This is a genomic window from Staphylococcus carnosus (assembly GCF_900458435.1).
Lineage (GTDB): Bacteria > Bacillota > Bacilli > Staphylococcales > Staphylococcaceae > Staphylococcus > Staphylococcus carnosus.
On the sequence record NZ_UHCT01000001.1, the window covers coordinates 1,482,600 to 1,508,928 of the forward strand.

Here is a 26,329-nt window from a genome sequence, read left to right on the forward strand (position 1 = left end):
AGAGGCAAACCGTATGATACGTACAGCTACACATAATGATTTAAAATCGATTTCAGATTTAACAGAAGATGCTAAGAAAATTATGCAACAAGATAACAACCCTCAATGGGATGAAAATTACCCTTTGATAGAGCATTTTGAAGAGGATATTGAAAGTCAATCTTTGTTTGTGCTAGAAGAAGAAAGTAACATATACGGCTATATAGTTATCGACCAAAATCAGTCGAAATGGTATGATGAACTTGAATGGCCTATTGATAGAAAAGGCGGTTACGTAATTCATAGATTAGCAGGTTCTCCGGAATATAAAGGAGCAGCAACCGCACTTTTTGATTTCGCTGTAAAACGTGCATTAGATCATGATATTCATGTTCTTTTGACTGATACGTATGCAGTGAATCGTCGCGCACAAAATCTTTTTGAGAAATTCGGTTTTAAAAAAGTAGGCGAAGCTGATTTAGATTATCATCCTTTTGATAAAGAAGAACCTTTTTATGCATATTATAGAATTTTAGAAGAAGAATAGAGGTATAAAAAATGACGAAAATTGCATTTACTGGTGGTGGCACAGTCGGACATGTTTCAGTCAACTTAAGTTTGATTCCGATTGCCCAAGAAAGAGGATACGAAGCTTTCTATGTAGGTTCTAAAAATGGAATTGAAAGAGAGATGATTGAATCGCAACTTCCAGGAATTCAATACTTTCCAATTTCAAGCGGCAAGTTGCGTAGATACATTTCTGTAGAAAATATTAAAGATGTATTTAAAGTATTAAAAGGTGTTTTAGATGCACGTAAAGTATTAAAAAAACAGAAACCAGATCTTCTTTTTTCAAAAGGCGGATTTGTATCTGTGCCTGTAGTAATTGCAGCACGTTCATTAAATATTCCTGTTGTAATTCATGAATCAGATATAACACCAGGTTTAGCGAATAAAATTTCATTGAAATTCGCTAAAAAGATTTACACAACATTTGAAGACACTTTAAAATATTTGCCAAAGGAAAAGGCGGATTTTGTTGGGGCTACTGTACGCGATGACTTAAAAGAAGGAAATCGTACAAACGGCTTCCAACTTACTGGGTTTAATGATGATAAAAAAGTGCTATTAGTAATGGGTGGCAGTTTAGGCAGTAAAAAAATTAATGAATTAATACGTCAAAACTTGGATACTTTATTAAAAGAGTATCAAATCATTCATTTAACAGGCAGAGGTTTATTAGACGAAACAATACAACGCGAAGGATATAAACAATTTGAATTCGTAACTGATGAATTGACAGATTTATTAGCAATCACTGACACAGTTGTCAGCAGAGCAGGTGCGAATGCAATTTATGAATTCTTAACATTAAATATCCCTATGCTGCTTATCCCATTAGGCCTAGATCAGTCACGCGGAGACCAAATTGACAATGCTAAGAACTTCCAAAATAAAGGTTACGCTGAAACATTACCTGAAGATCAAGCGAATACAACTAATTTTATAGAATCGCTGCATAAAATCGAATCTAATAGAAGTGATATTGAAAAACAAATGCATGAATATCACCAATTATTTACCAAAGAAGATTTACTTGATAAAATTCTGAAAGATACTAATCAAAAGGAAACGAGGGAAAGCTAATTGAGCCGAATTAAAAGAATTTCATTAATTTTGGTATTCACTTTAATATTCAGTGTCATTGCTGCTTTCCATCAAAGTAGAATCGGCAACTGGATTGATACCGAAGTCTATGATTTAATTTATGCATCATATAGCGTAATCACAACAAGTATTTTTATGGGAGCAACTTGGGTTGGAGAAGTATTTTCAATGATTTGTCTTTCACTATGTGTTGTCAGTTATTTGTTATTACGTAAAATGAAAATCGATGCATTATTCTTTGCAATTGTGATGGCAGTTTCTAGTATTTCAAATCCAATTATGAAAAATACTTTTGATCGTGAACGCCCATCAAAATTACGCTTAGTTGAAATCGGCGGATATAGTTTCCCAAGCGGTCATGCAATGGGCTCTACTTCGTTTTTCGGAAGTATTATCTTTATTGCATCTCGCTATTTGCATGGAACTCCAAGAGTCATGATGACAGCGTTTTGTATTTTCATGATTGCAATGATTTGTTTATCCCGTATCTATTTAGGTGTACATTATCCAACTGATATTATGGGCGGAATTACTGCTGGACTAATCTGTATCTTGACAGTTTCTGTGTTTTTCAAAGGTAAATTAAAACCTATCCGTTTTTAATTAGAATATAAGAAAGCATTCATGATAAATTCTCAAATGAGAAAACATCATGAATGCTTTTTTCTTAATCAAAAAAACCGATTTTGCATTTACTAGCAAAATCGGTAAGTATGTCACGTTATGTATAACCATAACGTCAGTATTTACGGGCATATATAAAAGGGGATATGAAAATGACCAATACTATAAGAACGAAATTGTGGGGGGATGTCTCATTTGGTATTGATAATCATTTTCAAGTACTATTATACATTATTGATAATGATTGTCAATTAGAAAAGTAACTTTTTTGAATTTTTCTTTTCTGTAAGTTATTTACACAAAAATGAGTATCTTTAATTGCTAACTGTTTATTTTAAATACTTGATCTTAAGTTTATGATAAAATTTATTTTGAGGTGCTGACCATGACAAAAATTTTAATCGTAGAAGATGAACAAAATCTTGCACGTTTTATAGAATTAGAATTGATACATGAAAATTATGAAGTCGATATTGAAAATGATGGAGCAGAAGGATTAAAGACCGCACTTTCTAAAGAGTATGATTTATATTTATTAGATTTAATGCTTCCTCATATGGATGGTTTAGAAATTTGCCGAAAAATTCGTGAAGTTAAATCAACACCTATTATCATTATTACTGCTAAAGGTGATACATATGATAAAGTGGCTGGTTTAGACTACGGTGCTGATGATTATATTGTAAAGCCGTTCGATATTGAAGAATTATTGGCAAGAATTCGTGCTACACTGAGAAGACAGCCTGCCAAAGATACAATTACAATCAAAGGTATTGAGATTGATAAAGCGGCTTTTCGCGTTACAATCGACGGACAAGAACTTGAACTGACAAAAACTGAATATGATTTATTACAATTGCTAACAGAAAACCTTAATCATGTTATGCAGCGAGAACAAATATTAAATCATGTGTGGGGTTATGATAGCGAGGTCGAAACAAATGTTGTCGATGTGTATATTCGATACTTGCGTAATAAATTAAAACCTTTTAATAAAGAGAAAGTAATTGAAACTGTTCGCGGTGTTGGATATGTGATAAGACAATGAAACAACGTAAATTAAAAACACAATGGATGCTTGTCACAACGAGTATTACTTTTCTTATTATATTTATCTTTAGTCTTGTCATCATTTATTTTTTAAGTATTACGTTACGAGATAATGAAATTAATGATGCAGAAAAAAGCGCTGATAATGTATCTTCTTTATTAGCAACAAAATCATTGGAAAATGTTACGCCGCTTGATTTAAATGCTTCATTAGGAAACTTCCAAAAAGTGATGTTATTTGATGAAGAAGGTAAAAAAATAGCCGATACTTCAACGATGAGTGAATATATAAATGATACAAAACAAATAAAACCCTCAAAGTATCATAGTGTTTATGTAGTTCATTTAAAAAACGCTAATTTTTTAATTGTTTCACATCCGATAGATACTGATAAATTCCAAGGATATTCTGTAATTATTCATTCTCTTGCAAGTTATGATAGCGTTATGCATTCACTTGTTATATTATCAGTACTATTTGGTGTTATAGCAATTATTGTGACATCAACAATCAGCTATATATTTTCAGCACAGATTGCTAAGCCGATTGTTATAATGGCCAATAAAATGCGGAAAATCAGAAGAGATGGTTTCCAAGAGAAATTAGAATTACCTACTAATTATGAAGAAACTAATGATTTGATTGATACATTTAATGATATGATGTTACAAATCGAAGAACTCTTTAATCAGCAAACACAATTTGTAGAAGATGCATCTCATGAGTTGCGAACACCTTTACAAATTATACAAGGTCATTTAAATCTAATAAAACGATGGGGTAAAAAAGACCCTGAAATTTTAGAAGAATCCTTAAATATAACGATTGAAGAAATGAATCGTATTACCAAGCTTGTAGAAGAACTATTAATGCTGACTAAAGAATCTACTTATAAAGATGCTAAAGATGTAGAACCAGTCAATGTAAATAATGAAATAAATTCACGGATTAAATCACTTAAACAATTACATCCTGATTATACTTTTACATTCAATCCATCCAATAAACCGATAATCTTAGATATTAATCGTTATCAATTAGAGCAAGTATTATTAATTTTCTTAGATAATGCTATTAAATATGATATACGTGATAAAAAAATTGATATTTCCACTACTTTGAAAAATCGTCAAGCAACCATAGAAATTACAGACCATGGTTCTGGAATACCTAAAGATGAATTAGATTTTATTTTCGATCGATTTTATCGTGTTGATAAATCACGTTCAAGAAAACAAGGTGGAAATGGGTTAGGGTTATCAATTGCTAGCAAAATAGTTAGTTTATATAATGGCTCAATCCAAGTCAAAAGTGAAGTGAATTCTTACACAACTTTTAGTATTACTTTCAACATCTAGTAAACGTGCAACTTATTACCTTAATAATAATTATACTCAATTTGTTTACTTTGAAATTATAGTTTATAAATGTTTATAAAGAGCCGTCATTACGGCTCTTTTTCTATGTGTCATTTAGTTATTCTCTCTTTAATTTGTGAAGATTTAATGATATTATTTATTTGTAAGCGTTTCAATATATTGTGGAGGGAGTAATATGACGAAAGACAAACAGGTAAGTGAAGCACCTGTAAATTTCGGAGCTAACTTAGGGGTTATCATAGATTTATATGATCAATATCTACAAGATCCAACTTCAGTCTCTGAAGATTTACAAATTTTATTTAGTACAATCAATAATGACAACAGAGAGGTGGCTGCGAGTCCTGCATCAAGTTCTAGCGATAGTACAATTAAACAAGTTATGCGTTTAGTTGATAATATCAGACAGTATGGGCACTTGCAGTCAGATATTTATCCGGTCAATCGACCAGAACGTAAGCACGTTCCAAAATTGACAATTGAAGATTTTAATCTTTCTAAAGATGATTTAGAAAAAATTTCTCCAGGAATAGTATCAGATCATTTTTCTGATATTTATGACAACGCATATGAAGCAATTAAACGTATGGAGAAACGTTATAAAGGACCAATTGCTTTTGAATACACACATATCAATAATAATACGGAGCGTACATGGCTCAAACGACGTATTGAAACGCCATATAAAGCAGATTTAAACAAAAACCAAAAAATTAATCTTTTCAAAACATTGGCACATGTAGAAGGATTTGAAAAGTATCTTCATAAAAACTTCGTAGGGGCAAAACGTTTCTCTATTGAAGGTGTAGATACACTTGTACCAATGTTGCAAGAAACATTAAGACGCGCAGCAAAAGAAGAAATCAAAAACATTCAAATTGGTATGGCTCACCGTGGCCGTTTAAATGTGTTAACTCACGTTTTAGAAAAACCATATGAAATGATGATTTCTGAATTTATGCACACAGATCCAATGAAATTTTTACCTGAAGATGGAAGTCTAGAATTGACATCTGGTAATGCTTGGACAAGTGATGTTAAATACCATTTGGGCGGTATCAAAACAACTGATACTTATGGTACAGAACAACGAATTTCACTCGCAAACAACCCAAGTCACTTAGAAATTGTAGCACCTGTTGTATTAGGTAAAACAAGATCTGTTCAAGATGACACTCATGAAGGCGGAAAAGTTCAAACTGATTTCTCAAAATCTATGCCGATTTTAATCCATGGTGATGCAGCATATCCAGGACAAGGTATCAACTTTGAAGCAATGAATTTAGGTAACTTAGATGGATATTCAACTGGGGGCTCATTGCACATTATCACGAATAACCGAATCGGTTTTACAACTGAAGCTAGAGACGGACGTTCTACAACGTACTCTACTGACGTTGCAAAAGGTTATGATATTCCAATCATGCATGTGAATGCTGACAATGTTGAAGCAACTATCGAAGCAATTGATATTGCAATGGATTTCAGAAAAGAATTCAATAAAGATGTTGTTATCGACTTAGTAGGGTACCGTCGTTATGGTCATAATGAAATGGATGAACCGTCAATTACTAACCCGCTTCCTTACCATGCGATTCGCAAACATCCTACTGTTGACAAAATTTATGGTGAACAACTTGTAGATGAAGGTGTTATTTCTAAAGAAGAAATGGAACAAACACTGGACGATGTTCAAAAAGAATTGCGTAATTCGCATGATAAAATTGATAAAAATGACAAAACAACAACAAAAGATATGTCTAAACCTGAAAGTGTTGAAGAACCACTTCAACCAGATAAAAATAATGTATCTTATGATGATCTTAAAACAATTAACGATGCTTTATTAACTTATCCAACTGGCTTTGAAGTATTGAAAAAACTAAACAAAGTTCTTGAAAAACGTAGAGAGCCATTTGAAAAAGAAGACGGCTTAGTAGATTGGGCACAAGCTGAACAATTAGCATTTGCTACAATCATGCAAAATGGCACACCAATCCGTTTAACAGGTCAAGATAGTGAACGTGGTACATTCAGCCACAGACACGCAGTATTGCATAATCCAGACAACGGTGACGAATATGTTCCATTGCAAAATGTTCCGAACCAAAAAGCTTCATTTGATGTACACAACTCACCATTATCTGAAGCTGCAGTAGTAGGTTTTGAATATGGTTATAATGTAGAGAACAAGGGTACTATGAATATTTGGGAAGCACAATATGGTGACTTCGCAAATATGGCACAAATGATGTTCGACAACTTCTTATTCAGCAGTTATGCCAAATGGGGAGAACGTTCAGGATTAACACTATTCCTACCTCATTCTTATGAAGGACAAGGACCTGAACATTCATCAGCACGTCTAGAACGTTTCTTACAACTTTCTGCTGAAAACAACTCTACAGTTGTTAACTTATCAAGCAGTGCCAATTACTATCATTTGTTACGTGCACAAGCAGCAAGCTTAGACACTGATGCTATGCGTCCGTTAGTAGTAATGTCACCAAAAAGCTTATTGAGAAATAAGACTGTTGCAGACACAATCGATAAATTTACAGAAGGTTACTTCAAACCAATCTTGCCTGAAGCACATGATGAGAAAAAAATTAAAAAACTTATTTTGGCTTCTGGTAAAATGTTTATCGACTTAAAAGAACGCTTGCAAAAAGAACCAGATGAATCTATTTTACTTGTAGCAGTAGAAAGATTATATCCGTTCCCTGTTGAAGAGGTTCGTGAAGTCATCAATTCACTTCCTAACCTTGAAACAATTGCTTGGGTTCAAGAAGAACCGCAAAACCAAGGTGCTTGGTCATTTGTATATCCATACTTAAGTGACTTAGCAAGCGATAAATACGAGTTACAATACAGTGGTCGTATTAAACGTTCTGCACCAGCTGAAGGTGACGGCGAAAATCATAAACTTGTTCAAAATTCTATTATTGAAGAGAGTCTTAATAAAAATTAGGGGGAAATAGTATGTCTGAGATTATAGTTCCAGAGTTAGCAGAATCTATTACGGAAGGTACAATTGCTGAGTGGTTAAAAAATCCAGGTGACTCAGTAGATAAAGGTGAAGCAGTTGTTGAATTAGAAACTGACAAAGTAAATGTTGAGGTCGTTTCTGAAGAAGCAGGTATGATTCAAGAATTATTAGCAGAAGCTGGAGATACAGTAGAAGTTGGGCAAGCAATTGCAACAGTTGGGGAAGGCAGCGGAAGCCCATCACAATCATCTTCTGAAGATAAAAAAGAAGACACTTCTTCTAAAGAAGATACTTCAAAATCAGAAGAAAAATCACAACCAGCAGCATCTGAAACTTCTTCTAAAGAAGAAAGCAGTTCAAATAGCGATCAACGCGTAAATGCAACACCTTCAGCACGCAAATATGCACGTGAAAAAGGTATTGATTTAAGCGAAGTTGAAGCTAAAAACTCTGATGTTGTTCGTAAAAATGATATTGATCGCAAGCAACAAGGCGGACAATCAAACCAAGGTAGCCAAGCTGCTAAATCAGAAGCACCTGCTAAAAAACAAAATCAAGAACCTTCAAAACCAGTTGTACGTGAAAAAATGTCACGTCGTAAGCAAACAGCAGCTAAAAAATTATTAGAAGTATCTAATAACACTGCAATGCTTACAACATTCAATGAAGTAGATATGGCAAATGTTATGAATTTACGTAAACGTAAAAAAGAACAATTCATCAAAGACCACGATGGAACAAAATTAGGTTTCATGTCATTCTTCACTAAAGCAGCAGTTGCAGCATTGAAAAAATACCCTGCAGTTAATGCTGAAATTGATGGAGACGAAATGGTTACTAAACAATTCTATGATATTGGTATTGCTGTATCTACTGATAATGGATTAATTGTACCGTTCGTACGTGACTGTGATAAGAAAAACTTTGCTGAAATTGAAAGCTCAATCGCAGACTTAGCTGTTAAAGCACGTGATAATAAATTATCACTTGGTGATTTAATGAATGGTTCATTCACAATTACAAATGGTGGTATTTTCGGTTCAATGATGTCTACTCCAATCATTAACGGAAGCCAAGCTGCTATTTTAGGAATGCATTCAATCATCACTCGTCCAATCGCTATCGATAAAGACACTATTGAAAACCGTCCAATGATGTACTTAGCATTAAGCTATGACCACAGAATTATCGACGGCAAAGAAGCAGTTGGATTCTTGAAAACAATTAAAGATCTTATTGAAAATCCAGAAGATTTACTATTAGAATCTTAATCTTAAACTTAATAGATGTTATAAACATTAATGCGACGGCTTTTATAGCTGTCGCATTTTTTTAATTAAAACTGAGTGCAGTCAAAAAGTATTAAACAAAATATTATTACGTAAATGAAGAAAGTTGTTGAAAGAAAGTTTAGCAGTTTAAATACTGAACTTAAATCAAGAAGGGTGTAATGTGATTTCCGATTAGAAAGATACAACATTTCAATTTTTAAAATACAAAAACAGCGACAAAACAATTGTCGCTGTTTTAATATTTTGTCACATAACGTTATAAACGATTAATTCGATGACTGCTAAAATTATAAAAACAACACACAGTACACCATAATGTGATTTTTTTAGTCTAGCATTTTCCTTAATTTTACCTGTGAAAAACATAATACCGGAATATGCAGCAACTAAAACTGTAATCGCAAAGAGTATCATAAAGTTTACCATAATACTCATCTCCTTTATTTAGAGCAATACTCTATGTCTACTTTAATCTATTATATTACTATTATACCTTTAATTCGAAGGTTCTATTCAAATAATCATCTCATCATATAAAAATTAACTCAAATAAGTTATAATGATTAGGAAAACATATAAGAAGGTGTGGGGTATTATGGCAGGATTACGAAGTGTTACGGTTGGTACGCAAAATTTATCAGAAACTATCAATTTATTTCATAATATATTAGGTTTAAATTATGAAGAACAAAGTTCAAAAAATGCAGTTCGTTTTGGAGATGCTGATTTAAGTCCAGGTACACGTATCCATTTTATTGAAGTACCGAATTATACGGCTGAAACAAACCAAGTGCTCAGTATTGGCTTGAGAACACCAACTGATTCTGGTTTAGTAGAATATCAAGAAATTTTAGAATCTCATGACATCGAACATGGTGAGATAATCGAAATGAATAACCATAAACATTTTGAGTTCAAAGATGACAATGGCCAGTTTATTGATATTTACTCTAATGAACATAATAGTGGCGTCCCATTGGGAATGCCGTCAGAAAACAGTGCTGTTAATCCGCTTCATCAAGTACAAGGTTTAGGACCTGTCATTATACAAGTAAATGAATTATTACTAACGACTTCAATTTTATCTCAAGTTTTCGGTCTAGAACATTTTGCTGAATATGCACCTACAACTGATGCCGACTTTAAAGTTCAGGTTTTCCGTTTAGGTGAAGGTGGATTAGGTGGGGAATTACACATCTTTGAAGCTGCAGAAAATATACCACTTCCTGAATATGGAGCAGTTGATCAGATTGAAATCAGTATTGATTCTAAAGAACAATACCGCAAAGCGCTGCAACAATTAGAATCTATTGGTATTCCATACCAAACACTAAAACAAAATGATTCAGAATCACTTAGAATCACAGAAAACAGTGGTTTATCATTTATCTTTACACATGAAAAAGCATAGAATTACCGAAGAAAGGAATGTTTGATATGATGTTACACGAAACATGGAAAGACAAAGAACCTATTAAGAAAGTAGAAGTTATTCACACAGATGCAAAGAAATTTACTGTTTCTGATATGCTGACAGTTGGAAAACAATATGATGTCATCAATGAGACTGAAGAATACTATCAAATCATTGATAATTCAGGAAAAGTCGGCGGTTATTACAAAGATTACTTTAAAGAAGTATAATTTCAAAATAATAATTATATAAAATATAAAGACTAGGGCTTATTTCAGGGCCCCGGTCTATTTTTTAGTATTCATAAAGGAGAATGAATAATGGAACAACACCAATACATTAACTCAGATCAGTCAGTATTCGGCGATGCTTATTCAATGATGCGATTGAATAAAAACATTTTACTAAAAGGCCCTACAGGTTCTGGTAAAACTAAATTAGCTGAAACCTTAAGTGAAAAAGTCAACATTCCAATGCACCAAGTAAACTGTTCTGTAGATTTAGATGCTGAAAGCTTATTAGGGTTTAAGACAATTCAAACTAATGCTGATGGCAATCAAGAAATTGTATTCATCGATGGTCCTGTAATTCAAGCAATGAAAGAAGGCCATATTTTATATATTGATGAAATCAATATGGCGAAACCCGAAACATTACCAATATTAAATGGTGTACTAGACTATCGCCGTAGTTTAACGAATCCGTATACAGGAGAAGTCATCAAAGCAAAACCAGGATTTAATGTCATTGCTGCAATCAACGAAGGTTATGTTGGGACACTTCCAATGAATGAAGCTTTAAAAAACCGTTTTGTCGTTATCCAAGTGGATTATATTGATGGCGAAATTTTAAAACGTGTTATCAAAGAACAAAGCCTATTAGACGATGAACAACTAATTTCCAAAATTATTGCGTTTAATGAAGACTTACGTACAATGTCTAAACAAGGACAAATATCAGAAGAAGCTGCAAGTATTCGTGCACTTATCGACTTAAGTGACTTGTCTACTGTAATGCCGATTGAACGTGCAGTTAAACGTGCAATTATAGATAAATTAGAAGATGAACGCGAACAACAAGCTATAATAAATGCAATCGAATTAAATTTCTAGTGAGGGATGATTATGAGCAATCGATTTATCAAGTTTAATGATGAAATCTTAGATGCTAAAAAAGTAATGATGTTGCAAGACTTAGCTCGATTACTGCTGAAAAATAATCAAACTCATGTAAAAATCCAGAAATTTCCTTACTATGATCCTATCAATAACGAACTCATCGCGAGTGTGTTTTGGACACATCGACCAAGTCAAATTGAGATTACAGGTTTGAAAACAGACGTTCTGCTTGCAACTTACGGATACCAACTCATGGATGAATTTATTGTGAATGAAGTGCTCGATAATACGGAATTCGTACATCAAAGTTTCTTTCAACAAATTTTTAAGTTACTGGAAGATATGCGTGTATTAAATGCAATTAAACGGATACGTCCAAGTATGAAAGAAGCAATTGAGATGAGAAAACACATTCGTCTCAACTATACAGAATCTCAAATTAATGTATATCGTACTAAAACTACCTATACAGATTTAATTTTCTTATATTTGGAAAAATCTTTTTTAACAGAGGATTTTTATGATGTACCATCAATTCGTTCTGATTTAGATCCAATTATTCAAAACATGTATCTGTATTTACCTAATTTCTTTATGAATCATACTTCTGAGGACAATAAATATTTAGCAGAAAGAATTTGCTATCAGCTAGATGAATTACTAGATGAAGATATGTTAAATGAGTATTATCACATCCCTTGTAAAGTTTATAAAGAGTTGCAAGAACAAACTTTTGAAGATTTGAAACGAACAGATGCAAGTAATGTGGATGGAAATGATAGTTCATCTGAAGATAATGACATAGAAACTGCAGAAGCTGAAACAAAAGCTGAGGATTCTAAATCTCAAGGCGGCGCATATTTGGAAATGGAATTACATGAAGGTGAAAATAGTGAAGCTGTAAGCGATAATGATACTGCGCGTGAAGGCGATGCATCAGACGATATGACAGATATGATGACCAAAAAAGGTAAAGGATCTAATGATACGATTGATAATCAAGAAGGCGGCCAAACAGGAGGAAGCCAACCATTTACTTTACGCGGTATAAATGAAAATGTTGAGATTAAATGGAATGTACCTGAAATTTTACCAGAGTATATTACAGAATATCACGAAGTGCACAAAGAAGTACAAATTGAAATTAAGGATTTAACACAAATTATCCAAAAGACTATTGATAGAGAACAAATTGATGCGCGTCATAATTTAACTAAAGGAAGACTGCAACGAGACTTAATTAATTGGTTTATTGACGACCAATATAAAATGTTTTATAAAAAACAAGATTTAAGTCGTTCATTTGATGCCACATTCACTTTACTCATTGATGCATCCGCAAGTATGTTCGATAAAATGGAAGAAACAATTAAAGGTGTTGTACTCTTCCATGAAACATTAAAAGCATTAAATGTTAAACATGAAATATTGGCATTCAATGAAGATGCCTTTAAAGCAGATGATGAAAAACAACCTAATATTATAGACGAAATTATTGATTATGATTATTCAACAATTTCAAAAGATAGTCCGCGTATTATGGCTCTAAAACCACAAGATGATAATCGTGATGGGGTAGCGATACGTGTTGCGAGTGAAAGACTATTGCAACGACCTCATCACCAGCGTTTCTTAATTATCTTTTCAGATGGCGAACCATCTGCTTATAATTATGATCAAGATGGCATTATTGACACATACGAAGCTGTAGAAGAAGCTAGAAAGTATGGCTTAGAAGTCTTTAACGTATTTTTAAGCCAAGAACCTATTACTGAAGATATAGAAACAACAATCCATAATATTTATGGTCAATATTCATTATTTGTAGAAGGTGTAGAAAATCTGCCAAGCCAGTTATCACCACTTCTAAAAAAATTGTTGCTGAAATCTGTATAAATGATACAATATTTAATTGTGATATGATTCTATACACAGATAAGAATGATAAACGAGAATTCTTACAATCATTCATTATCTGTGTTTTACATTTTCTTATAAGTTAATTAGCATACAGCTTTTAATAAAAATGTACAAAATCAAGCGTAGTTAAACATTATCTTGTCCGATTTTTAAATTTTCAGAAAGTTTATATAGATTTCTGAAAACCTGTATGCTAAAATTAAACAATATTATTTAAGACTTTATTGTAATAGAAGGAGCACATAAAAATGAATAAAAACACATGGATTATCGGGTTTACCTTGTTTGCTATTTTCTTTGGTGCCGGAAACCTAATTTTCCCACCTAATTTAGGGTTAGATAGCGGTCATTATTTCTGGCCAGCAATTCTAGCATTTGTTATAACAGGAATCGGATTGCCTTTATTGGGTGTGGTAGTAGGGGCCTTAGACAAAGAAGGATATATCGGATCTTTTAATAAAGTTTCGCCTGTTTTTTCAGTGATTTTCTTAGTAGCGATTTACTTAACAATCGGACCGTTGTTCGCAATCCCGCGTACAGCTTCAACTTCGTTTGAAATGACAATCACACCGATTACACATAGCCATAGTCCTATCGGATTATTTATCTTTACAGTCATCTATTTTGCAGTTGTACTTTACTTATGTTTAAGTCCTGGTAAAATGGTTGATCGTATCGGTTCATTATTAACACCTGTATTATTAATTACTATCGTAGCTATGATTATCAAAGGTTTTGTAGATTTCGGCGGCAATCCGTCAAGTCCAGGATCAGAAGCCTACACTTCAAACTTTGCTGGTTTTGGACAAGGTTTCACAAATGGTTACTTGACGATGGATGCTATCGCAGCGATTGCCTTTTCTATGATTGTAGTAAATGCAGTTAAATCCACTGGTATTACACATGCGAACCAAATTTTCAAACAAACAGCAATGGCTGGTGTTATTGCCGCTGCTGGCTTAATGTTCATCTATATTTCATTAGGATATATCGGAAATCATATGGTAGTTTCAGCTGCAAAATTAAAAGAATTGACTGATGCTGATCAAAACATCGGTACGTATCTTTTAACAACGATTGCAAGCACAGGCTACGGTGAATTCGGTAAGTATTTATTAGGAATCATTGTTGCACTTGCTTGTTTAACTACAGCTTGCGGACTTGTAGTTGCAGTAAGTCAATATTTCCACAGTATTATTCCTAAGATTTCTTACAAAACTTATGTTGTCGTATTTACTTTAATTAGTTTGGTACTTGCAAATATGGGATTGAACCAAGTTATTTCATTATCAGTTCCAGTATTAAGTATTTTATATCCAATTGGTATTACGACAGTGTTATTAATTTTAATGGCACGTTTTGTCCCAATGAAACCTATCGTACAACAATTTACTATCGGGGTTGTAACGATTGTTTCAATCATCAGTGTAGCAGTTGCAAATGGATGGATTCAATTAAGCGTATGGAAAAACTTACCTTTAGTTGAACATAGCCTAGAGTGGTTCCCAATGGCGATTGCAGCTTTAATTATCGGCTATTTAATTAGTCTTGGTTTTAAAAATCAAAAACCAATCGTTTACGAAAAAGAATAATTATATCACTTAAAAAAGCTGGCTTTCTTGACGAAGGCCAGCTTTTATTTATTCATTAACATCAATATAGAGTAATTTCACTTTATCTTTCAGCAGTTTTATATCAACTGGTGTATCAAACATGATTTCGCCATCGATATCAATTTTAGTAGAAGGGCGGGTTTCTAACTTCATTTCATCCGTTGTAATCAATCTGATATTTTCTGTAATATCATTCCATCTCAAACTATCTTTTACTTGGAAAAAGTCCTTTATCAGACTCATATTATGATTTTTAAAAACGAAGATATTCATTTCACCATCACTAGGGGATAAATCTTCTAATGGAATCTTGCTTCCTCCAACATAATTGCCGTTAGCAATTAATATCATTGATGTTTCACCAGAGTATTCCTCATTATTCGCTTTTATCGTATACTGATAAATTTTTGGGTTGGCGATTACTTTCAGTGTAGTAAAAACATAGCTGAATTTCCCTAAAATCCTTTTTTTATTTGCATCTACATTTTCTGAGTTTTGAACCATCATTCCAATTCCTGCAAAATTCAGTGCATAAGTATCGTTTACTTTTAATACATCAAATGACTTAATTTTGGAATTTAATAATTCATTGGCTGCTGCAGCTGTTCTAGGAGAGAGGTTAAGTGTTTTAGTGAAATCATTAAAAGTGCCGCCAGGTATTATTCCAATCGGTATTTCTAAATTATTACGTGCTACACCGTTTACTAATTCATTTACCGTGCCATCTCCACCTAATACAAAGAATACATCATAACTGACTCCATTTTGATTCTGTGTTAAATCGTCACAAAATTTAGCGATATCTCCTCCTTCTTCACTTAATTTTAAAGTTAAATCATCACACATTTGAGTTAGACTTTCAGTAACTTGACCTAAAGATTTATATAAATTACCTTGTCCTGCCGCTTGATGATAAAACAAAATACCTCTATGAAAATGTTGATTCATATCGTCGTGCTCCTTTATCTTCCGTTCTGTTATAAATACCCAGTGTGTTTATGTACAAACAGAATTATGATTATCTCTATAAAAAAACGATCATCCTTAATTATAGGGATAATCGTAATTATGATTGCTTATTGAATTCTATTATCTTTCATTGTTAGCAAACGTTCTTTCATGTCACTTTCAAGGTGTTGCAATTCTTTTTCTGCTTGTTGACGTTTTTCACGGCCTTCAGCTTGAATTTGCAATGTTTGCTCAACTGTTTCGATGATATTCTCATGTGTTGATTTTAACGTTTCAATATCAACAATACCACGTTCATTTTCTACTGCTGTATCCACCGCATTTTGTTTTAAAAGTCCAGAATTAGCTGTAAGCAAGTCATTAGTTGTATCTGTGACCGCACGTTGTGCTGACATTGCTTGTCTTTGTCTCATTAATGTTAAAGCAATTGCCATTTGGTTTTTCCATAACGGAATACTTGTTAGTATCGAACTTTGAATTTTTTCAGCTAAAGTTTGGTTCACATTTTGAATCATGCGAATTTGCGGGGCAGTCTGTAAAGAAATTTGGCGAGATAACTGCAAATCATAAATGCGTTTATCTAATCTATCTGCAAATTGCTCTAAGTCTGCCACTTCCTGAATATCCATTTGATTTCCAGATTCATAGGCTTTTTGTCGTTTTTCTGGCAATTCTTTTTCTAAAATAGCTTGTTTCTTTTCTTGTGCAGCAGCAATATATAAATTCAACTCATCAAAGTAATCTTTATTTTGATCATACAATCCATTCAATAATTGAATATCTCTATTTAAAGCATCTTTGTGATTCGTTAATTCTATAGAAATACGGTCTACTTGTGAACCGACAGATTGCATTCTTGAAAAAATTTCATTAGCTGATGCTTTAGCACGTTTAAAGATTTTTTTAATGAAGGAGTCTTTGCCTTCTTTGAAATCATCTGGTTGAACTTCTTTTAATTTAAGCATTAATTGATTTAAAGTATCACCAATAGGGCCAGTGTCTTTAGATTTAACTTCACTCAACATCTTATGAGAGAATTGAGACATACTTGACTGTGCATTAGAACCGAATTTCATCAATGAATCATAATTCAACGGCTCGATCTGATTCGCTAAATCATGGATTTTCTGTTGTTGTTCTGGTGTAAATTCCTTATTAGCTTCTACTAAAGTTCGATCTGTACCGATGTCGTTTTCTAGCTGCGGATGATTCGGTATATCTTTCTCATTTGACATTTAGGTTTCTCCTTTCGTAATTATTTACGATTTTGTTCTATTCTATTCATTTCCATTTCAACATCTAGACGATTGTAATCGTCTTCGTTCAATCTTTTTAAATCAGCAACCAGTGTACGTTTTACTTCATCTAAAGTAATGCGTGTTTGTTCTAACTTTTGCTTTTCTTCTTTTGATTTTCCAGGCATTCTTGAAAGTCGAGTGTAACTTTCAATCAAGTTCAGCGCATTATCTAAATGAGAATAAAAAAAGCTATCTACAATAAAAAATTTTTGCGGCTGCTGTTTCACTGTAAAGTATATAGTTCGTGCTAAACGATGAATTTCATTTACCTGTTTAAAATCTTTAATTGAACGAACATTTATGAAAGAACGCAGTAATTTACGAATTTTCATTTGTGCATTTCCTAATTGATGACGTACAAATCTAAAATCTCTGCGCGTTAAACCGATTTCTTTTAAATATTGTTTAGATGTTAGTAATTGAGTCGGTACATATAGCGCAAAAAATGCTGCTATGCCAATACCGAAATCATATATAAATGATATATCGAATGCATATAAACTTGTGACCCAAGCGACAATTGCAGCTGGAACACCTAAAAGTGTTCCATAAATTCGAGAAATGTAATATCTCAATTTACATCTTCCTTTTTAAATAGTTCTAAATCTTTTTAAAGATGGATCTGTCTCTAGTTGTTCTATTTTATAATCAGTTACTTTTGAAGCAGGAGAAGCTCCTTCAATGACAGCTTGAGTGAATTGTTCTAAATCATTATCTTCACCTTGTGCAAATATTTCTACATATTGCTCAACATTTTGTACTGTTCCTACAATGTTATATTTTTGTGCAAGACGTTCAGTGAAATATCTAAATCCAACACCCTGAACTTGTCCAAACACTTGAATTTTTCTACGTTGCATAAGATCACCTCTTTTTTATATTATACGAAGTTTTAAGGGAAAATCCTAATATTTACTACAACACTATAACTTTCATTGTTCAGTTCACATTGCTTGAAAATATTTTTGCGAAAGTTAAAATTAAGTAGAAAAGTTTTTTGACTGGAAGGGGATTTAGTCATGTGGACAGTAAATAAAATCAGAGCGGATTATGAAGGTTGGTGGCTATTTGATGATTGGAGAGATTTAATCACAGAACAATATCAATTTTCTTCTTATGAAGATATGTTAGAAAAATATAAACAATTAATTTGCTGGTCCAAATTAAAGTATGACAATTTTGTAAAAGGAAAATATAACATTTACGCTTTTTACAATAATTGTGATATGAGATTTTGTGTAGATTGCGATGAAGACATGCAAATATTTTATAGTTTCATCGTTTTATGTAACGAAGAAGTTTATTACGACCTACCAATTATTGACTAATTAATTTTTACCATTTGTATTGCATTGGTAAGGCGAATAGACTATAATTGGTCTTAAGCAATAGTATTATTCCATATTGCAAAGAATATTTAGCTCAAACATATATAGAAACATACTGATAGCATTACTTTTGCATTTTCAGCAAGGGTGGTATCGTACGATTTATAAATTGTTGAGTCAATGACAGTTAATTATCCACCTGTAGCTCATACATAATACAGTCGAGAAGTGATTTTTAACAAAGAAAGATCTGCACAATACTTGCGATAAACAGAATCTGAATTTTTAAGTATTTTTTGTAATATGCGAATAACGCATATTGAATTTTAGTCTTGGAGGTTTCACAAATTATGAAACAAGGTACAGTTAAATGGTTCAACGCTGAAAAAGGATTCGGTTTTATCGAAGTTGAAGGAGAAAACGACGTATTCGTACACTTCTCAGCAATTAACCAAGAAGGTTACAAATCATTAGAAGAAGGTCAAGCAGTAGAATTTGAAGTAGTTGAAGGCGACCGCGGTCCTCAAGCTGCAAACGTTGTTAAACTATAATTAATAGATTACTTTTATTGATTATTTCTTAAAACACTTTACTCAGTGTAAAGTGTTTTTTTATTTTTATCTTTTTTATATTGTTGATACCATCAATAAATAAAAAACTGAGATAGCAGTGTTAAAACCTGCTATCTCAGTTTAACTATTCATTATTTAGTATCATTTATGATTAATTGACGTAATGATTGACGTTTTATAACTTCTCTTGCTTTTCCATCTTTGATAAAGAATACTGATGGTTTCTGCATTTGATTATAATTTGATGCCATAGAATAATGATATGCGCCTGTAGATAAAATAGCCAAGTAATCCCCACGGTGAACTGATTCAGGTAGTTTTACATCACGAGCAATAATATCACCTGATTCACATAACTTACCAGAGATTGTTACTGTATCATTTGCAGGCTCCTCACGATTTACAAGCAACGCATCGTACTTAGCTCCATATAATGCAGTACGGATATGATCGCTCATTCCTCCATCAATTGATACATACTTATTGACGCCAGGTATTTCTTTAATTGTACCTACTTCATAAAGAGTAACACCTGCTTCTCCTACAATAGAACGGCCTGGTTCAATACCAATTGTTGGAAGAGGGTAGTCATTGTTTTTAGCAACATCTTTTAAGGCATATGTAATTTCCTTTATACCTGTTTCAATTGGGAAACTTACATCTCCTTCAACATAGTGAATACCAAAGCCTCCGCCAATATTTAACAAATCAACTTCTAAATTTAAACCTTTCAACCATTGAATCACAATATTAGAAGTTTCAATCATTGCATCTGTACCCTCAATTTGTGAACCAATATGGAAGTGAATACCTTTTAAATTTAAACGTTTGCTCGAATTAATATTTTGAATGGCTTTATCTGCAAGACCATGTTTAATAGAAAGACCGAATTTACTATCTTCTTGACCAGTTTGGATAAACTCATGAGTATGTGCTTCAACGCCTGGATTAACACGTAAAACAACATCTACAACATCAGAAGCATATTTATTAATTAATTCAATTTCTTCTAATGAATCAATAACAAAGTATCCAATTTTATTTTCTAAGGCATATTGAATTTCATGCTTTGTTTTATTATTCCCATGAAAATGAATATGAGATGAATCGTAACCTGCTTCTAAAGCTGTATAAAGCTCTCCTTCAGAAACAACATCTAAATCTAGTCCTTCTTCTTGTACTAATTTCACCATTTGAATACATGTAAATGCTTTTGACGCATAAGAAATATTATAATCAATACCACTTTTGTCAAATGCTTCTTTATAGCGTCGCATTTGATTGCGGATTTGATCTTCATCATAAACAATAGTAGGCGTTCCAAAACTTTGAGCAATCATTTTTAAACTTGTACCGCCCATAGTCAGTTCGCCATTTTTATATTCTACAACCATTTTATCGTATCTCCTTTATCAAAGAATCATGGTTTAGCGCACTTAGCTGCTCTGAATTCGCGCCGACCCCTTTGAACGTATATTCATCTATACGCATATCTTCATTATATAGTATGACTTCATCTTCTGCAGTAACAGAATCATCTACTGCTACAAACATATGACTCATCATCAACGCTTTAATAGGGTAGCGTTTACCATTGATAGTCGCTTCATGTTTTGCACGTGTTCGTAATACACCATCTCCATATCCAACATCAACTACAGCAAGTTTGGTATGGTTTTGTTCAACCTCATAAGCAAAACTATATCCGCAATATTCACCTTTTTGAACATCTCTCACTTGTATAACATTTCCTTTAACAGTAAGTGATTGTTGAATTTGTTTTTCTGATAATTTGCTGTATGGACGAGAACCATATAAAGCAATACCTACACGTCCATGTGTATGCTCAGGTAAAAGTTGTTGATTTTCACGATAAAAAGCAGCGCTGTTTTGTGCATGAATCAACTCAAATTTATATCCTTCTTCTAAAAGTGAATGAACAATATTCAACCATGCTTCTTTTTCAATCTCATATTCAGGTACATCGAATTCATCAGCATAACCAAAATGTGTCCAAATACCTGAGATTATCATTTTTTTATCACTTTTGTTTTGTTCATGATCTTTGAGTACTTCTTTAAATTCATCTAAACTTCTTAACCCTGAACGATGTAAAAGATTCTCAAATTCTAAATGAACATGAACACCTTCTAAATCTTCCTTATGTTCATAATAATAAGCCAAAGAGGGGAGAGTCATATGAATTTCATTTTCTCGTACTGTCTCAAAATCATACACCGCATTCATTAGAAAAATTGTTGCTTCTGGTGCTATTTTTCTAATTCTGACCGCTTCTTTCAACGAAGTTGTGCTAAACGTATTGATACCGGCTTCTTGGAATGCTTTTACAGAAAACTCCAATCCATAATTATAAGCATTGTTTTTTACAACCGCCATTAAATTTTGATTTGCTTTTACTTGTTTTGCATTATCAATAAATTTCTTTCTATCAACTGACCAAACTGCTGTCATGTTTAACCCTCCTGACCATACTGGAACAATAAATTCTCATAATAATCTGCTATATGAATAAGTTGGCTTTCATCAAAATTGAGTTTTGGTGTATGTAAACCATGTACCCAATCTTTTTCTTCATTTCGAATGCCTACAAACGCAAAATAACTTGGCGCAATTTGACTATAGAAACTGAAGTCTTCACCAAATAAATATGGTTTATCCAATTCCACAACTTTGAAATCCGCTTCATGTAATGCATTTACAACTTGATCATGTAATTTCGGATCATTATAAGTAGGAGGGTAACCTTCTTCAAATTTCACTTCACAATTAACACCAAACAATAATTGTACACTTTGAGCGATTTTAGTCATTTGATCTTTTACAACTTGTAAATCTTCAGTATCATAAGTGCGAATTGTACCTTCTAAATAGCCATGACTAGGTACAGTATTAATTGCTTCTCCAGCTTCAAATCGTCCTATATGCACAATATTATGCTGCAAGCCATTAAGGTGATATTGCTGAATCGTACTTACTTGATTCAATACATGTTGTAAACCTTCACCGCAAGAAAGACCTTGTTCTTTATTAGCTACGTGACTAGATTGACCTTCAAGGAAGAATCTATATTCAGTAGCACTTGCAGTGATTTCCTCATTGAGTATGGTAACTGTGCCTTCATCATTAAAAGGCATCACATGAATTCCGAAAACTGCCTCAATTGGAAATTGGTCAAATGCCCCAGCTTTTATAAGATGATTCGCACCACCGCCAGTTTCTTCGGCAGGTTGGAAAATAAAAACAACATTATGAGGCAGCTCGCCTTTATCAGCCAATAACTTACAGCGCTTAACAAACAAAAGCAGGGCAGTTGTATGACCATCATGACCACAAGCATGCATGACATTATCTTTACTGCTTTTAAATTCAATTTCATTTTCTTCATGTATAGGTAAAGCATCGATATCAGCTCTATAAGCAATCGTATGCTCACTATTTCCTTCTAAATAGGCAATCGCACCTGTCTCTAACGGACGATTATAAGAAACTCCTAATGTTTCCAAAAAATCTACAATATGTGCTGTGGTTTCAAACTCTTGAAAGCTTAATTCGGGATTTTGATGTAAATGACGACGATGTTCAACTACAAATTCTAATTCACTTTGAGTCATAATATCCTTCCTTTATTCACTAAGATATGTATAAAAGGCGTATGTGCTGCTCTAAACAACGCACACGATACGCCTTTTTAATTACTCATAAAATTGTATTAAGTGTGATGAATCACTTAGTCATTCAACTTACGTAATGCTGAAACAATTTCACGTTTAGAGTCTTCAACTTCAGAAGTTTGTTTAATTACTTTCGCAGGTGTTCCTGCAACTACAGCACCCGCAGGTACATCTTGAGTTACAATTGCGCCTGCTGCAACAATTGCGCCTTCACCAACTCTGACACCTTCAAGAATAACTGCATTAGCACCGATTAAAACATTGTCTTCAATGACAACAGGGGAAGCACTTGGTGGTTCGATTACACCAGCTAAAACTGCACCTGCACCTACATGAACATTTTTACCAGTAGTAGCACGACCGCCTAATGTAGCATTCATATCAATCATTGTGCCTTCTCCAACGACAGCACCGATATTGATAGTTGCACCCATCATCACGACAGCACCGTCTTCAATTACAGCATGTTCTCTAATAAATGCACCTGGTTCGATACGTGCATTAGTATTACGTAAGTCTTTTAAAGGAATCGCTGAGTTACGACGATCCATCTCAATTTCTACTTCTTCAATATAATTTTTATTATCATTATAGAAATCTTCCCAATCAGAAGCTTCACAGAAAATAACTTTTGAATTTTCACTTCCGAAAACTTTGAAACTGTCAGGGAAAGTAACTTGTCCTAATACACCATTTACATACACTTTAAGTGGTGTTGATTTCTTTGCATCACTAATATATTGAATAATTTCCTCTGCTGAAAAATCTTTAACCATTTAAATTCCATCTCCTCTGTTTTTAATTATTAATGTTATCAAATGTATAATACCCTTTAGGTTTTGTAACCAATCGTTCTGCAGCTTTTAAAGCACCATTAGCAAAAATATCTTTGGATTGCGCACGATGTGTCAGCTCAATCGTTTCATCAACACCTGCAAATAAAACATCATGTTCACCTACAATAGTGCCGCCGCGAATTGCACTGATTCCAATGTCATCTGGTTGTCTTTTTTCATTTTTTTCATGTCTATCATATACAGGATTCACATTATCCTTTAATTCTTTAATTACATCATACAATTTAACAAGGGTGCCGCTTGGTGCATCTACCTTCTTATTATGATGTGCTTCAATTAATTCAATATCATAGCCTTCTAACAGTGGAACTGCTACTTCTAATAATTTTGTCAAAACATGAATACCATAACTCATATTAGCACTGAAGAAAACAGGCATTTTTTGACTTAATTCTTCAAGTTTTTCAGTGATTTTTTCTTTTTCTCCTGTAGTTGCAACTACAAGCGGCAACTCAAAATCTTCATCAAGAAGGGGCAATAATAATTCTGGGTTTGAAAAATCAATTGCTACATCTGCTCCTTCAGCATCACTGATATGTTCAAAAGTTGGATAAGGATAGTTATTATTTTTATCGGGTACAATAATACCTGTAATCTCATGTCCTTGTTCTTCAGCGAGACGTGCGACACGTTGATTCATTGCACCATATCCTATTAACAAAATCTTCATTATAATTCACCTGCTTTATATTTTGCATATGCTTCTTCTAATTGTTTACGATCAGATGATTCTAATGTGACTAATGGCAAGCGGACTTCGTAATTTCCAAACCCTTCAACAGCAGTAAGTGCTTTAATAGGGATTGGGTTTACATCTACTGATAATGCATTCAATAATCTGCTGATTGGTTCAAAGTCTTTATCAATTGCTTCGCCACGTTTTGATTTTTCATATAGCGCTTGGAAATCTCCAGGAATTGCATTCGCTACAACTGAAATTACACCGTTTCCGCCTTCAGCAAAATAGCGGACAACATTGTCATCATTACCGCTGTATAATGAGAAATCTGATAAATCCAGACGTTCTTTCAATTTATTATGGTAATCAAAATCATTTGTTGCATCTTTGATTGCTACGATAAATGGATTTTTAGCTAATTCAACCATTGTATCTACATCAATTGTCATATTAGTACGAGAAGGTACGTTATATAGAACAACAGGTAAACCAACTGCATCAGCAATTGTAGTGAAATGTGCAACCAAACCGCGTTGGCTCGTTTTATTATAATACGGTGTAATAAGCATGATTGCATCCGCACCGATTTCTTTTGCTCGTAATGAAGCTTCTAATGATTTTTTAGTAGCGTTTGTACCTGTGCCTGCAATAACAGGAACACGTCCATCAACTTGTTTTACAACAGCTTTTAAAACTTCATCTTTTTCTTCATCAGATAATGTAGGATTTTCAGCAGTTGTACCATTTACAACAATTGATTGAATATTATTATTTAATAAGTAATCAACATGTTTTTCAAGTGCCTCGTAATCAATTTCATTATTAGTGAATGGGGTAGTTAAAGCTACTCCAACGCCTTCAAATAAACGACTCATAATTAAGAAACTCCTTTCAATGATAAAACTTGTTCTAAAATTTGAACGGTATTCAAAGCAGCACCTTTTAATAGGTTGTCTGAAGTTACCCAAATATGGAATGTGTTATCTAATGAATCATCTTTACGGATACGTCCAACAAACACTTCATCTTTACCTGTTGAATTAATCGCTAAAGGATATTCATTATTTTCAGGATTGTCCACAAGAACGACACGGTCGTCTTTTTCAAATAAATCTTGAATTTCTTTAACAGTAGCAGGTTTATCTAAAGTTACATCCATTTCAACGCTGTGACTATCTTGAACTGGAACACGTACACATGTAGCAGTCACTTTTAGTTCAGGTAAGTTTAAAATTTTACGTGTTTCATCAATCATTTTTTGTTCTTCTTTTGTATATCCATTTTCTAAGAAAACATCAATATGAGGAAGGACATTATTATAAATTGGGTGAGGGTAAGCTTTAGGTGCTTCACCTTTTTCACCATTTAATAAATCTTCTCTACCTGCTACACCAGAACCAGATACAGCTTGATAAGTCGTATAAGCTACACGTTTTAAACCAAATGTATCTTCTAATGGTTTTAATGGAACTACTGATTGAATTGTTGAACAGTTAGGGTTAGCGATAATACCACGTGTAAATTTTGGTTCATTCACTTCAGGAACAACTAGATCAATATCATCATGCATTCTCCATTGGCTGGAATTATCAATTACAATTGCGCCTGCTTCTTCAAAAATAGGGGAGAAGTGTTCACTTGTTCCACCGCCAGCACTCATTAATACATAATCAAAATGTTCACTTGCTGCTTCATCAGTCAATTCTTGAACTGAGTATGTTTTTCCTTGGAATTCAACTTTGGTACCTGCAGATCTCGGTGATGAAAATAATACAAGCTCATCAAATGGAATATTTTTACGATCTACTGTTTCCAACATTTTTCTTCCTACTAAACCTGTCGCGCCTACAATTGCTAATTTTGTCATTTTAATTTCACTCCATTTTA

Annotated in this window: 26 protein-coding genes and 1 pseudogene; 15 read left to right on the forward strand and 12 right to left on the reverse strand. The window is 33.2% G+C overall.

The genetic code is table 11. The annotated features are described in order from the left end of the window. The first annotated feature begins 13 nt into the window (after positions 1–13). The 8 genes and pseudogenes from DYE31_RS07180 (at position 14) to sucB (ending at position 8,961) form a co-directional block, all read left to right on the forward strand. Positions 14–526: a GNAT family N-acetyltransferase gene (locus DYE31_RS07180; RefSeq protein ID WP_015900312.1), complete on the forward strand. Its 513-nt coding sequence runs from the start codon at positions 14–16 to the stop codon at positions 524–526. An 11-nt stretch (positions 527–537) separates the two neighbouring features. Continuing rightward, on the forward strand, positions 538–1,626 hold the full coding sequence (locus DYE31_RS07185) for an undecaprenyldiphospho-muramoylpentapeptide beta-N-acetylglucosaminyltransferase (protein ID WP_015900311.1): 1,089 nt from the start codon (positions 538–540) through the stop codon (positions 1,624–1,626). Next, entirely contained in the window at positions 1,627–2,250 is a 624-nt protein-coding gene (locus DYE31_RS07190; protein ID WP_015900310.1) for a phosphatase PAP2 family protein, read from the forward strand. It begins immediately after the preceding gene. Between the two features lie 173 nt (positions 2,251–2,423). Beyond that, a pseudogene (locus tag DYE31_RS12995) lies at positions 2,424–2,589 on the forward strand (hypothetical protein). 67 nt (positions 2,590–2,656) lie between these two features. Then, positions 2,657–3,319, forward strand: coding sequence for a response regulator transcription factor (locus DYE31_RS07195; RefSeq protein WP_015900309.1), 663 nt, complete (start codon positions 2,657–2,659; stop codon positions 3,317–3,319). Beyond that, entirely contained in the window at positions 3,316–4,680 is a 1,365-nt protein-coding gene (locus DYE31_RS07200) for a HAMP domain-containing sensor histidine kinase (protein ID WP_015900308.1), read from the forward strand. The genes DYE31_RS07195 and DYE31_RS07200 overlap by 4 nt, the downstream gene beginning before the upstream one ends. 196 nt (positions 4,681–4,876) lie before the next feature. After that, a complete protein-coding gene (locus DYE31_RS07205; protein ID WP_115314374.1) occupies positions 4,877–7,672 on the forward strand; it encodes a 2-oxoglutarate dehydrogenase E1 component in 2,796 nt (931 codons plus the stop codon). Positions 7,673–7,683: 11 nt separating this feature from the next. Further along, complete coding sequence (sucB, locus tag DYE31_RS07210; RefSeq protein WP_015900306.1) at positions 7,684–8,961, forward strand: dihydrolipoyllysine-residue succinyltransferase; 1,278 nt, start codon at positions 7,684–7,686, stop codon at positions 8,959–8,961. 267 nt (positions 8,962–9,228) lie between these two features. Here the strand turns inward: sucB and DYE31_RS07215 are convergent, their stop codons facing one another. Further along, positions 9,229–9,408, reverse strand: a complete 180-nt coding sequence (locus DYE31_RS07215; protein WP_015900305.1) for a hypothetical protein — start codon at positions 9,406–9,408, stop codon at positions 9,229–9,231. Positions 9,409–9,577: 169 nt separating this feature from the next. Here DYE31_RS07215 and DYE31_RS07220 point away from each other — a divergent pair, with 169 nt between their 5' ends. The 5 genes from DYE31_RS07220 to brnQ3 all read left to right on the forward strand — a co-directional run bounded on the left by DYE31_RS07220 (position 9,578) and on the right by brnQ3 (position 15,026). Continuing rightward, positions 9,578–10,393 (forward strand): VOC family protein, encoded by an 816-nt coding sequence (locus tag DYE31_RS07220; RefSeq protein ID WP_015900304.1) that lies wholly within the window; start codon positions 9,578–9,580, stop codon positions 10,391–10,393. A gap of 29 nt (positions 10,394–10,422) precedes the next feature. Next, a complete protein-coding gene (locus DYE31_RS07225; RefSeq protein ID WP_041613113.1) occupies positions 10,423–10,626 on the forward strand; it encodes a DUF6501 family protein in 204 nt (67 codons plus the stop codon). Positions 10,627–10,716: 90 nt separating this feature from the next. Then, positions 10,717–11,508 carry an ATP-binding protein gene (locus tag DYE31_RS07230; protein ID WP_015900302.1) on the forward strand — a complete coding sequence of 264 codons (792 nt, stop codon included), beginning with the start codon at positions 10,717–10,719 and terminating at the stop codon, positions 11,506–11,508. A gap of 12 nt (positions 11,509–11,520) precedes the next feature. Continuing rightward, positions 11,521–13,410, forward strand: a complete 1,890-nt coding sequence (locus DYE31_RS07235) for a vWA domain-containing protein (RefSeq protein ID WP_015900301.1) — start codon at positions 11,521–11,523, stop codon at positions 13,408–13,410. A 272-nt stretch (positions 13,411–13,682) separates the two neighbouring features. After that, positions 13,683–15,026 carry a branched-chain amino acid-like transporter carrier protein BrnQ3 gene (gene brnQ3, locus DYE31_RS07240; protein ID WP_015900300.1) on the forward strand — a complete coding sequence of 448 codons (1,344 nt, stop codon included), beginning with the start codon at positions 13,683–13,685 and terminating at the stop codon, positions 15,024–15,026. Between the two features lie 48 nt (positions 15,027–15,074). On the opposite strand, the gene DYE31_RS07245 is transcribed toward brnQ3, so the two are convergent. From DYE31_RS07245 to DYE31_RS07260, 4 genes are all read right to left on the reverse strand, one after another. After that, positions 15,075–15,995: a diacylglycerol/lipid kinase family protein gene (locus DYE31_RS07245; protein ID WP_015900299.1), complete on the reverse strand. Its 921-nt coding sequence runs from the start codon at positions 15,993–15,995 to the stop codon at positions 15,075–15,077. A 128-nt stretch (positions 15,996–16,123) separates the two neighbouring features. Next, positions 16,124–17,251 (reverse strand): toxic anion resistance protein, encoded by a 1,128-nt coding sequence (locus DYE31_RS07250; protein ID WP_053463991.1) that lies wholly within the window; start codon positions 17,249–17,251, stop codon positions 16,124–16,126. Positions 17,252–17,271: 20 nt separating this feature from the next. Further along, a complete protein-coding gene (locus DYE31_RS07255; protein WP_015900297.1) occupies positions 17,272–17,889 on the reverse strand; it encodes a 5-bromo-4-chloroindolyl phosphate hydrolysis family protein in 618 nt (205 codons plus the stop codon). Between the two features lie 15 nt (positions 17,890–17,904). Continuing rightward, entirely contained in the window at positions 17,905–18,174 is a 270-nt protein-coding gene (locus DYE31_RS07260) for an acylphosphatase (RefSeq protein WP_015900296.1), read from the reverse strand. Positions 18,175–18,333: 159 nt separating this feature from the next. Between DYE31_RS07260 and msaA the strand changes: the two genes are divergently transcribed. Next, positions 18,334–18,642 carry a regulatory protein MsaA gene (gene msaA, locus DYE31_RS07265; RefSeq protein WP_015900295.1) on the forward strand — a complete coding sequence of 103 codons (309 nt, stop codon included), beginning with the start codon at positions 18,334–18,336 and terminating at the stop codon, positions 18,640–18,642. Positions 18,643–18,992: 350 nt separating this feature from the next. Beyond that, entirely contained in the window at positions 18,993–19,193 is a 201-nt protein-coding gene (gene cspA, locus DYE31_RS07270) for a cold shock protein CspA (protein WP_015900294.1), read from the forward strand. A gap of 152 nt (positions 19,194–19,345) precedes the next feature. On the opposite strand, the gene lysA is transcribed toward cspA, so the two are convergent. The 7 genes from lysA to DYE31_RS07305 form a co-directional block, all read right to left on the reverse strand. Further along, on the reverse strand, positions 19,346–20,608 hold the full coding sequence (gene lysA / locus DYE31_RS07275) for a diaminopimelate decarboxylase (RefSeq protein WP_015900293.1): 1,263 nt from the start codon (positions 20,606–20,608) through the stop codon (positions 19,346–19,348). 1 nt (position 20,609) lies between these two features. Next, complete coding sequence (locus tag DYE31_RS07280) at positions 20,610–21,686, reverse strand: alanine racemase (RefSeq protein ID WP_015900292.1); 1,077 nt, start codon at positions 21,684–21,686, stop codon at positions 20,610–20,612. A 2-nt stretch (positions 21,687–21,688) separates the two neighbouring features. After that, positions 21,689–22,846 (reverse strand): M20 metallopeptidase family protein, encoded by a 1,158-nt coding sequence (locus DYE31_RS07285; RefSeq protein WP_015900291.1) that lies wholly within the window; start codon positions 22,844–22,846, stop codon positions 21,689–21,691. A 116-nt stretch (positions 22,847–22,962) separates the two neighbouring features. Beyond that, entirely contained in the window at positions 22,963–23,682 is a 720-nt protein-coding gene (gene dapD / locus DYE31_RS07290; RefSeq protein WP_015900290.1) for a 2,3,4,5-tetrahydropyridine-2,6-dicarboxylate N-acetyltransferase, read from the reverse strand. 22 nt (positions 23,683–23,704) lie between these two features. Continuing rightward, positions 23,705–24,433, reverse strand: coding sequence for a 4-hydroxy-tetrahydrodipicolinate reductase (gene dapB / locus DYE31_RS07295; protein WP_015900289.1), 729 nt, complete (start codon positions 24,431–24,433; stop codon positions 23,705–23,707). Then, positions 24,433–25,317, reverse strand: coding sequence for a 4-hydroxy-tetrahydrodipicolinate synthase (dapA, locus tag DYE31_RS07300; RefSeq protein ID WP_015900288.1), 885 nt, complete (start codon positions 25,315–25,317; stop codon positions 24,433–24,435). Before dapA ends, dapB begins: the two co-directional genes overlap by 1 nt. Positions 25,318–25,319: 2 nt before the next feature. Continuing rightward, entirely contained in the window at positions 25,320–26,309 is a 990-nt protein-coding gene (locus tag DYE31_RS07305) for an aspartate-semialdehyde dehydrogenase (protein ID WP_015900287.1), read from the reverse strand. Between the last annotated feature and the right edge of the window lie 20 nt (positions 26,310–26,329).

Excerpts from the sequence above, each read along its gene's own strand:
- msaA (WP_015900295.1), top strand. The coding sequence starts at position 18,334 with ATGTGGACAGTAAATAAAATCAGAGCGGATTATGAAGGTTGGTGGCTA.
- cspA (WP_015900294.1), top strand. The coding sequence starts at position 18,993 with ATGAAACAAGGTACAGTTAAATGGTTCAACGCTGAAAAAGGATTCGGT.
- dapA (WP_015900288.1), bottom strand. The coding sequence starts at position 25,317 with ATGAGTCGTTTATTTGAAGGCGTTGGAGTAGCTTTAACTACCCCATTC.
- DYE31_RS07260 (WP_015900296.1), bottom strand. The coding sequence starts at position 18,174 with ATGCAACGTAGAAAAATTCAAGTGTTTGGACAAGTTCAGGGTGTTGGA.
- DYE31_RS07285 (WP_015900291.1), bottom strand. The coding sequence starts at position 22,846 with ATGACTCAAAGTGAATTAGAATTTGTAGTTGAACATCGTCGTCATTTA.
- DYE31_RS07280 (WP_015900292.1), bottom strand. The coding sequence starts at position 21,686 with ATGACAGCAGTTTGGTCAGTTGATAGAAAGAAATTTATTGATAATGCA.
- brnQ3 (WP_015900300.1), top strand. The coding sequence starts at position 13,683 with ATGAATAAAAACACATGGATTATCGGGTTTACCTTGTTTGCTATTTTC.
- dapB (WP_015900289.1), bottom strand. The coding sequence starts at position 24,433 with ATGAAGATTTTGTTAATAGGATATGGTGCAATGAATCAACGTGTCGCA.
- DYE31_RS07185 (WP_015900311.1), top strand. The coding sequence starts at position 538 with ATGACGAAAATTGCATTTACTGGTGGTGGCACAGTCGGACATGTTTCA.
- DYE31_RS07305 (WP_015900287.1), bottom strand. The coding sequence starts at position 26,309 with ATGACAAAATTAGCAATTGTAGGCGCGACAGGTTTAGTAGGAAGAAAA.
- DYE31_RS07245 (WP_015900299.1), bottom strand. The coding sequence starts at position 15,995 with ATGAATCAACATTTTCATAGAGGTATTTTGTTTTATCATCAAGCGGCA.
- DYE31_RS07195 (WP_015900309.1), top strand. The coding sequence starts at position 2,657 with ATGACAAAAATTTTAATCGTAGAAGATGAACAAAATCTTGCACGTTTT.
- DYE31_RS07200 (WP_015900308.1), top strand. The coding sequence starts at position 3,316 with ATGAAACAACGTAAATTAAAAACACAATGGATGCTTGTCACAACGAGT.
- dapD (WP_015900290.1), bottom strand. The coding sequence starts at position 23,682 with ATGGTTAAAGATTTTTCAGCAGAGGAAATTATTCAATATATTAGTGAT.
- DYE31_RS07225 (WP_041613113.1), top strand. The coding sequence starts at position 10,423 with ATGTTACACGAAACATGGAAAGACAAAGAACCTATTAAGAAAGTAGAA.
- DYE31_RS07250 (WP_053463991.1), bottom strand. The coding sequence starts at position 17,251 with ATGTCAAATGAGAAAGATATACCGAATCATCCGCAGCTAGAAAACGAC.
- DYE31_RS07205 (WP_115314374.1), top strand. The coding sequence starts at position 4,877 with ATGACGAAAGACAAACAGGTAAGTGAAGCACCTGTAAATTTCGGAGCT.
- sucB (WP_015900306.1), top strand. The coding sequence starts at position 7,684 with ATGTCTGAGATTATAGTTCCAGAGTTAGCAGAATCTATTACGGAAGGT.
- DYE31_RS07220 (WP_015900304.1), top strand. The coding sequence starts at position 9,578 with ATGGCAGGATTACGAAGTGTTACGGTTGGTACGCAAAATTTATCAGAA.
- DYE31_RS07180 (WP_015900312.1), top strand. The coding sequence starts at position 14 with ATGATACGTACAGCTACACATAATGATTTAAAATCGATTTCAGATTTA.
- lysA (WP_015900293.1), bottom strand. The coding sequence starts at position 20,608 with ATGGTTGTAGAATATAAAAATGGCGAACTGACTATGGGCGGTACAAGT.
- DYE31_RS07235 (WP_015900301.1), top strand. The coding sequence starts at position 11,521 with ATGAGCAATCGATTTATCAAGTTTAATGATGAAATCTTAGATGCTAAA.
- DYE31_RS07230 (WP_015900302.1), top strand. The coding sequence starts at position 10,717 with ATGGAACAACACCAATACATTAACTCAGATCAGTCAGTATTCGGCGAT.
- DYE31_RS07215 (WP_015900305.1), bottom strand. The coding sequence starts at position 9,408 with ATGGTAAACTTTATGATACTCTTTGCGATTACAGTTTTAGTTGCTGCA.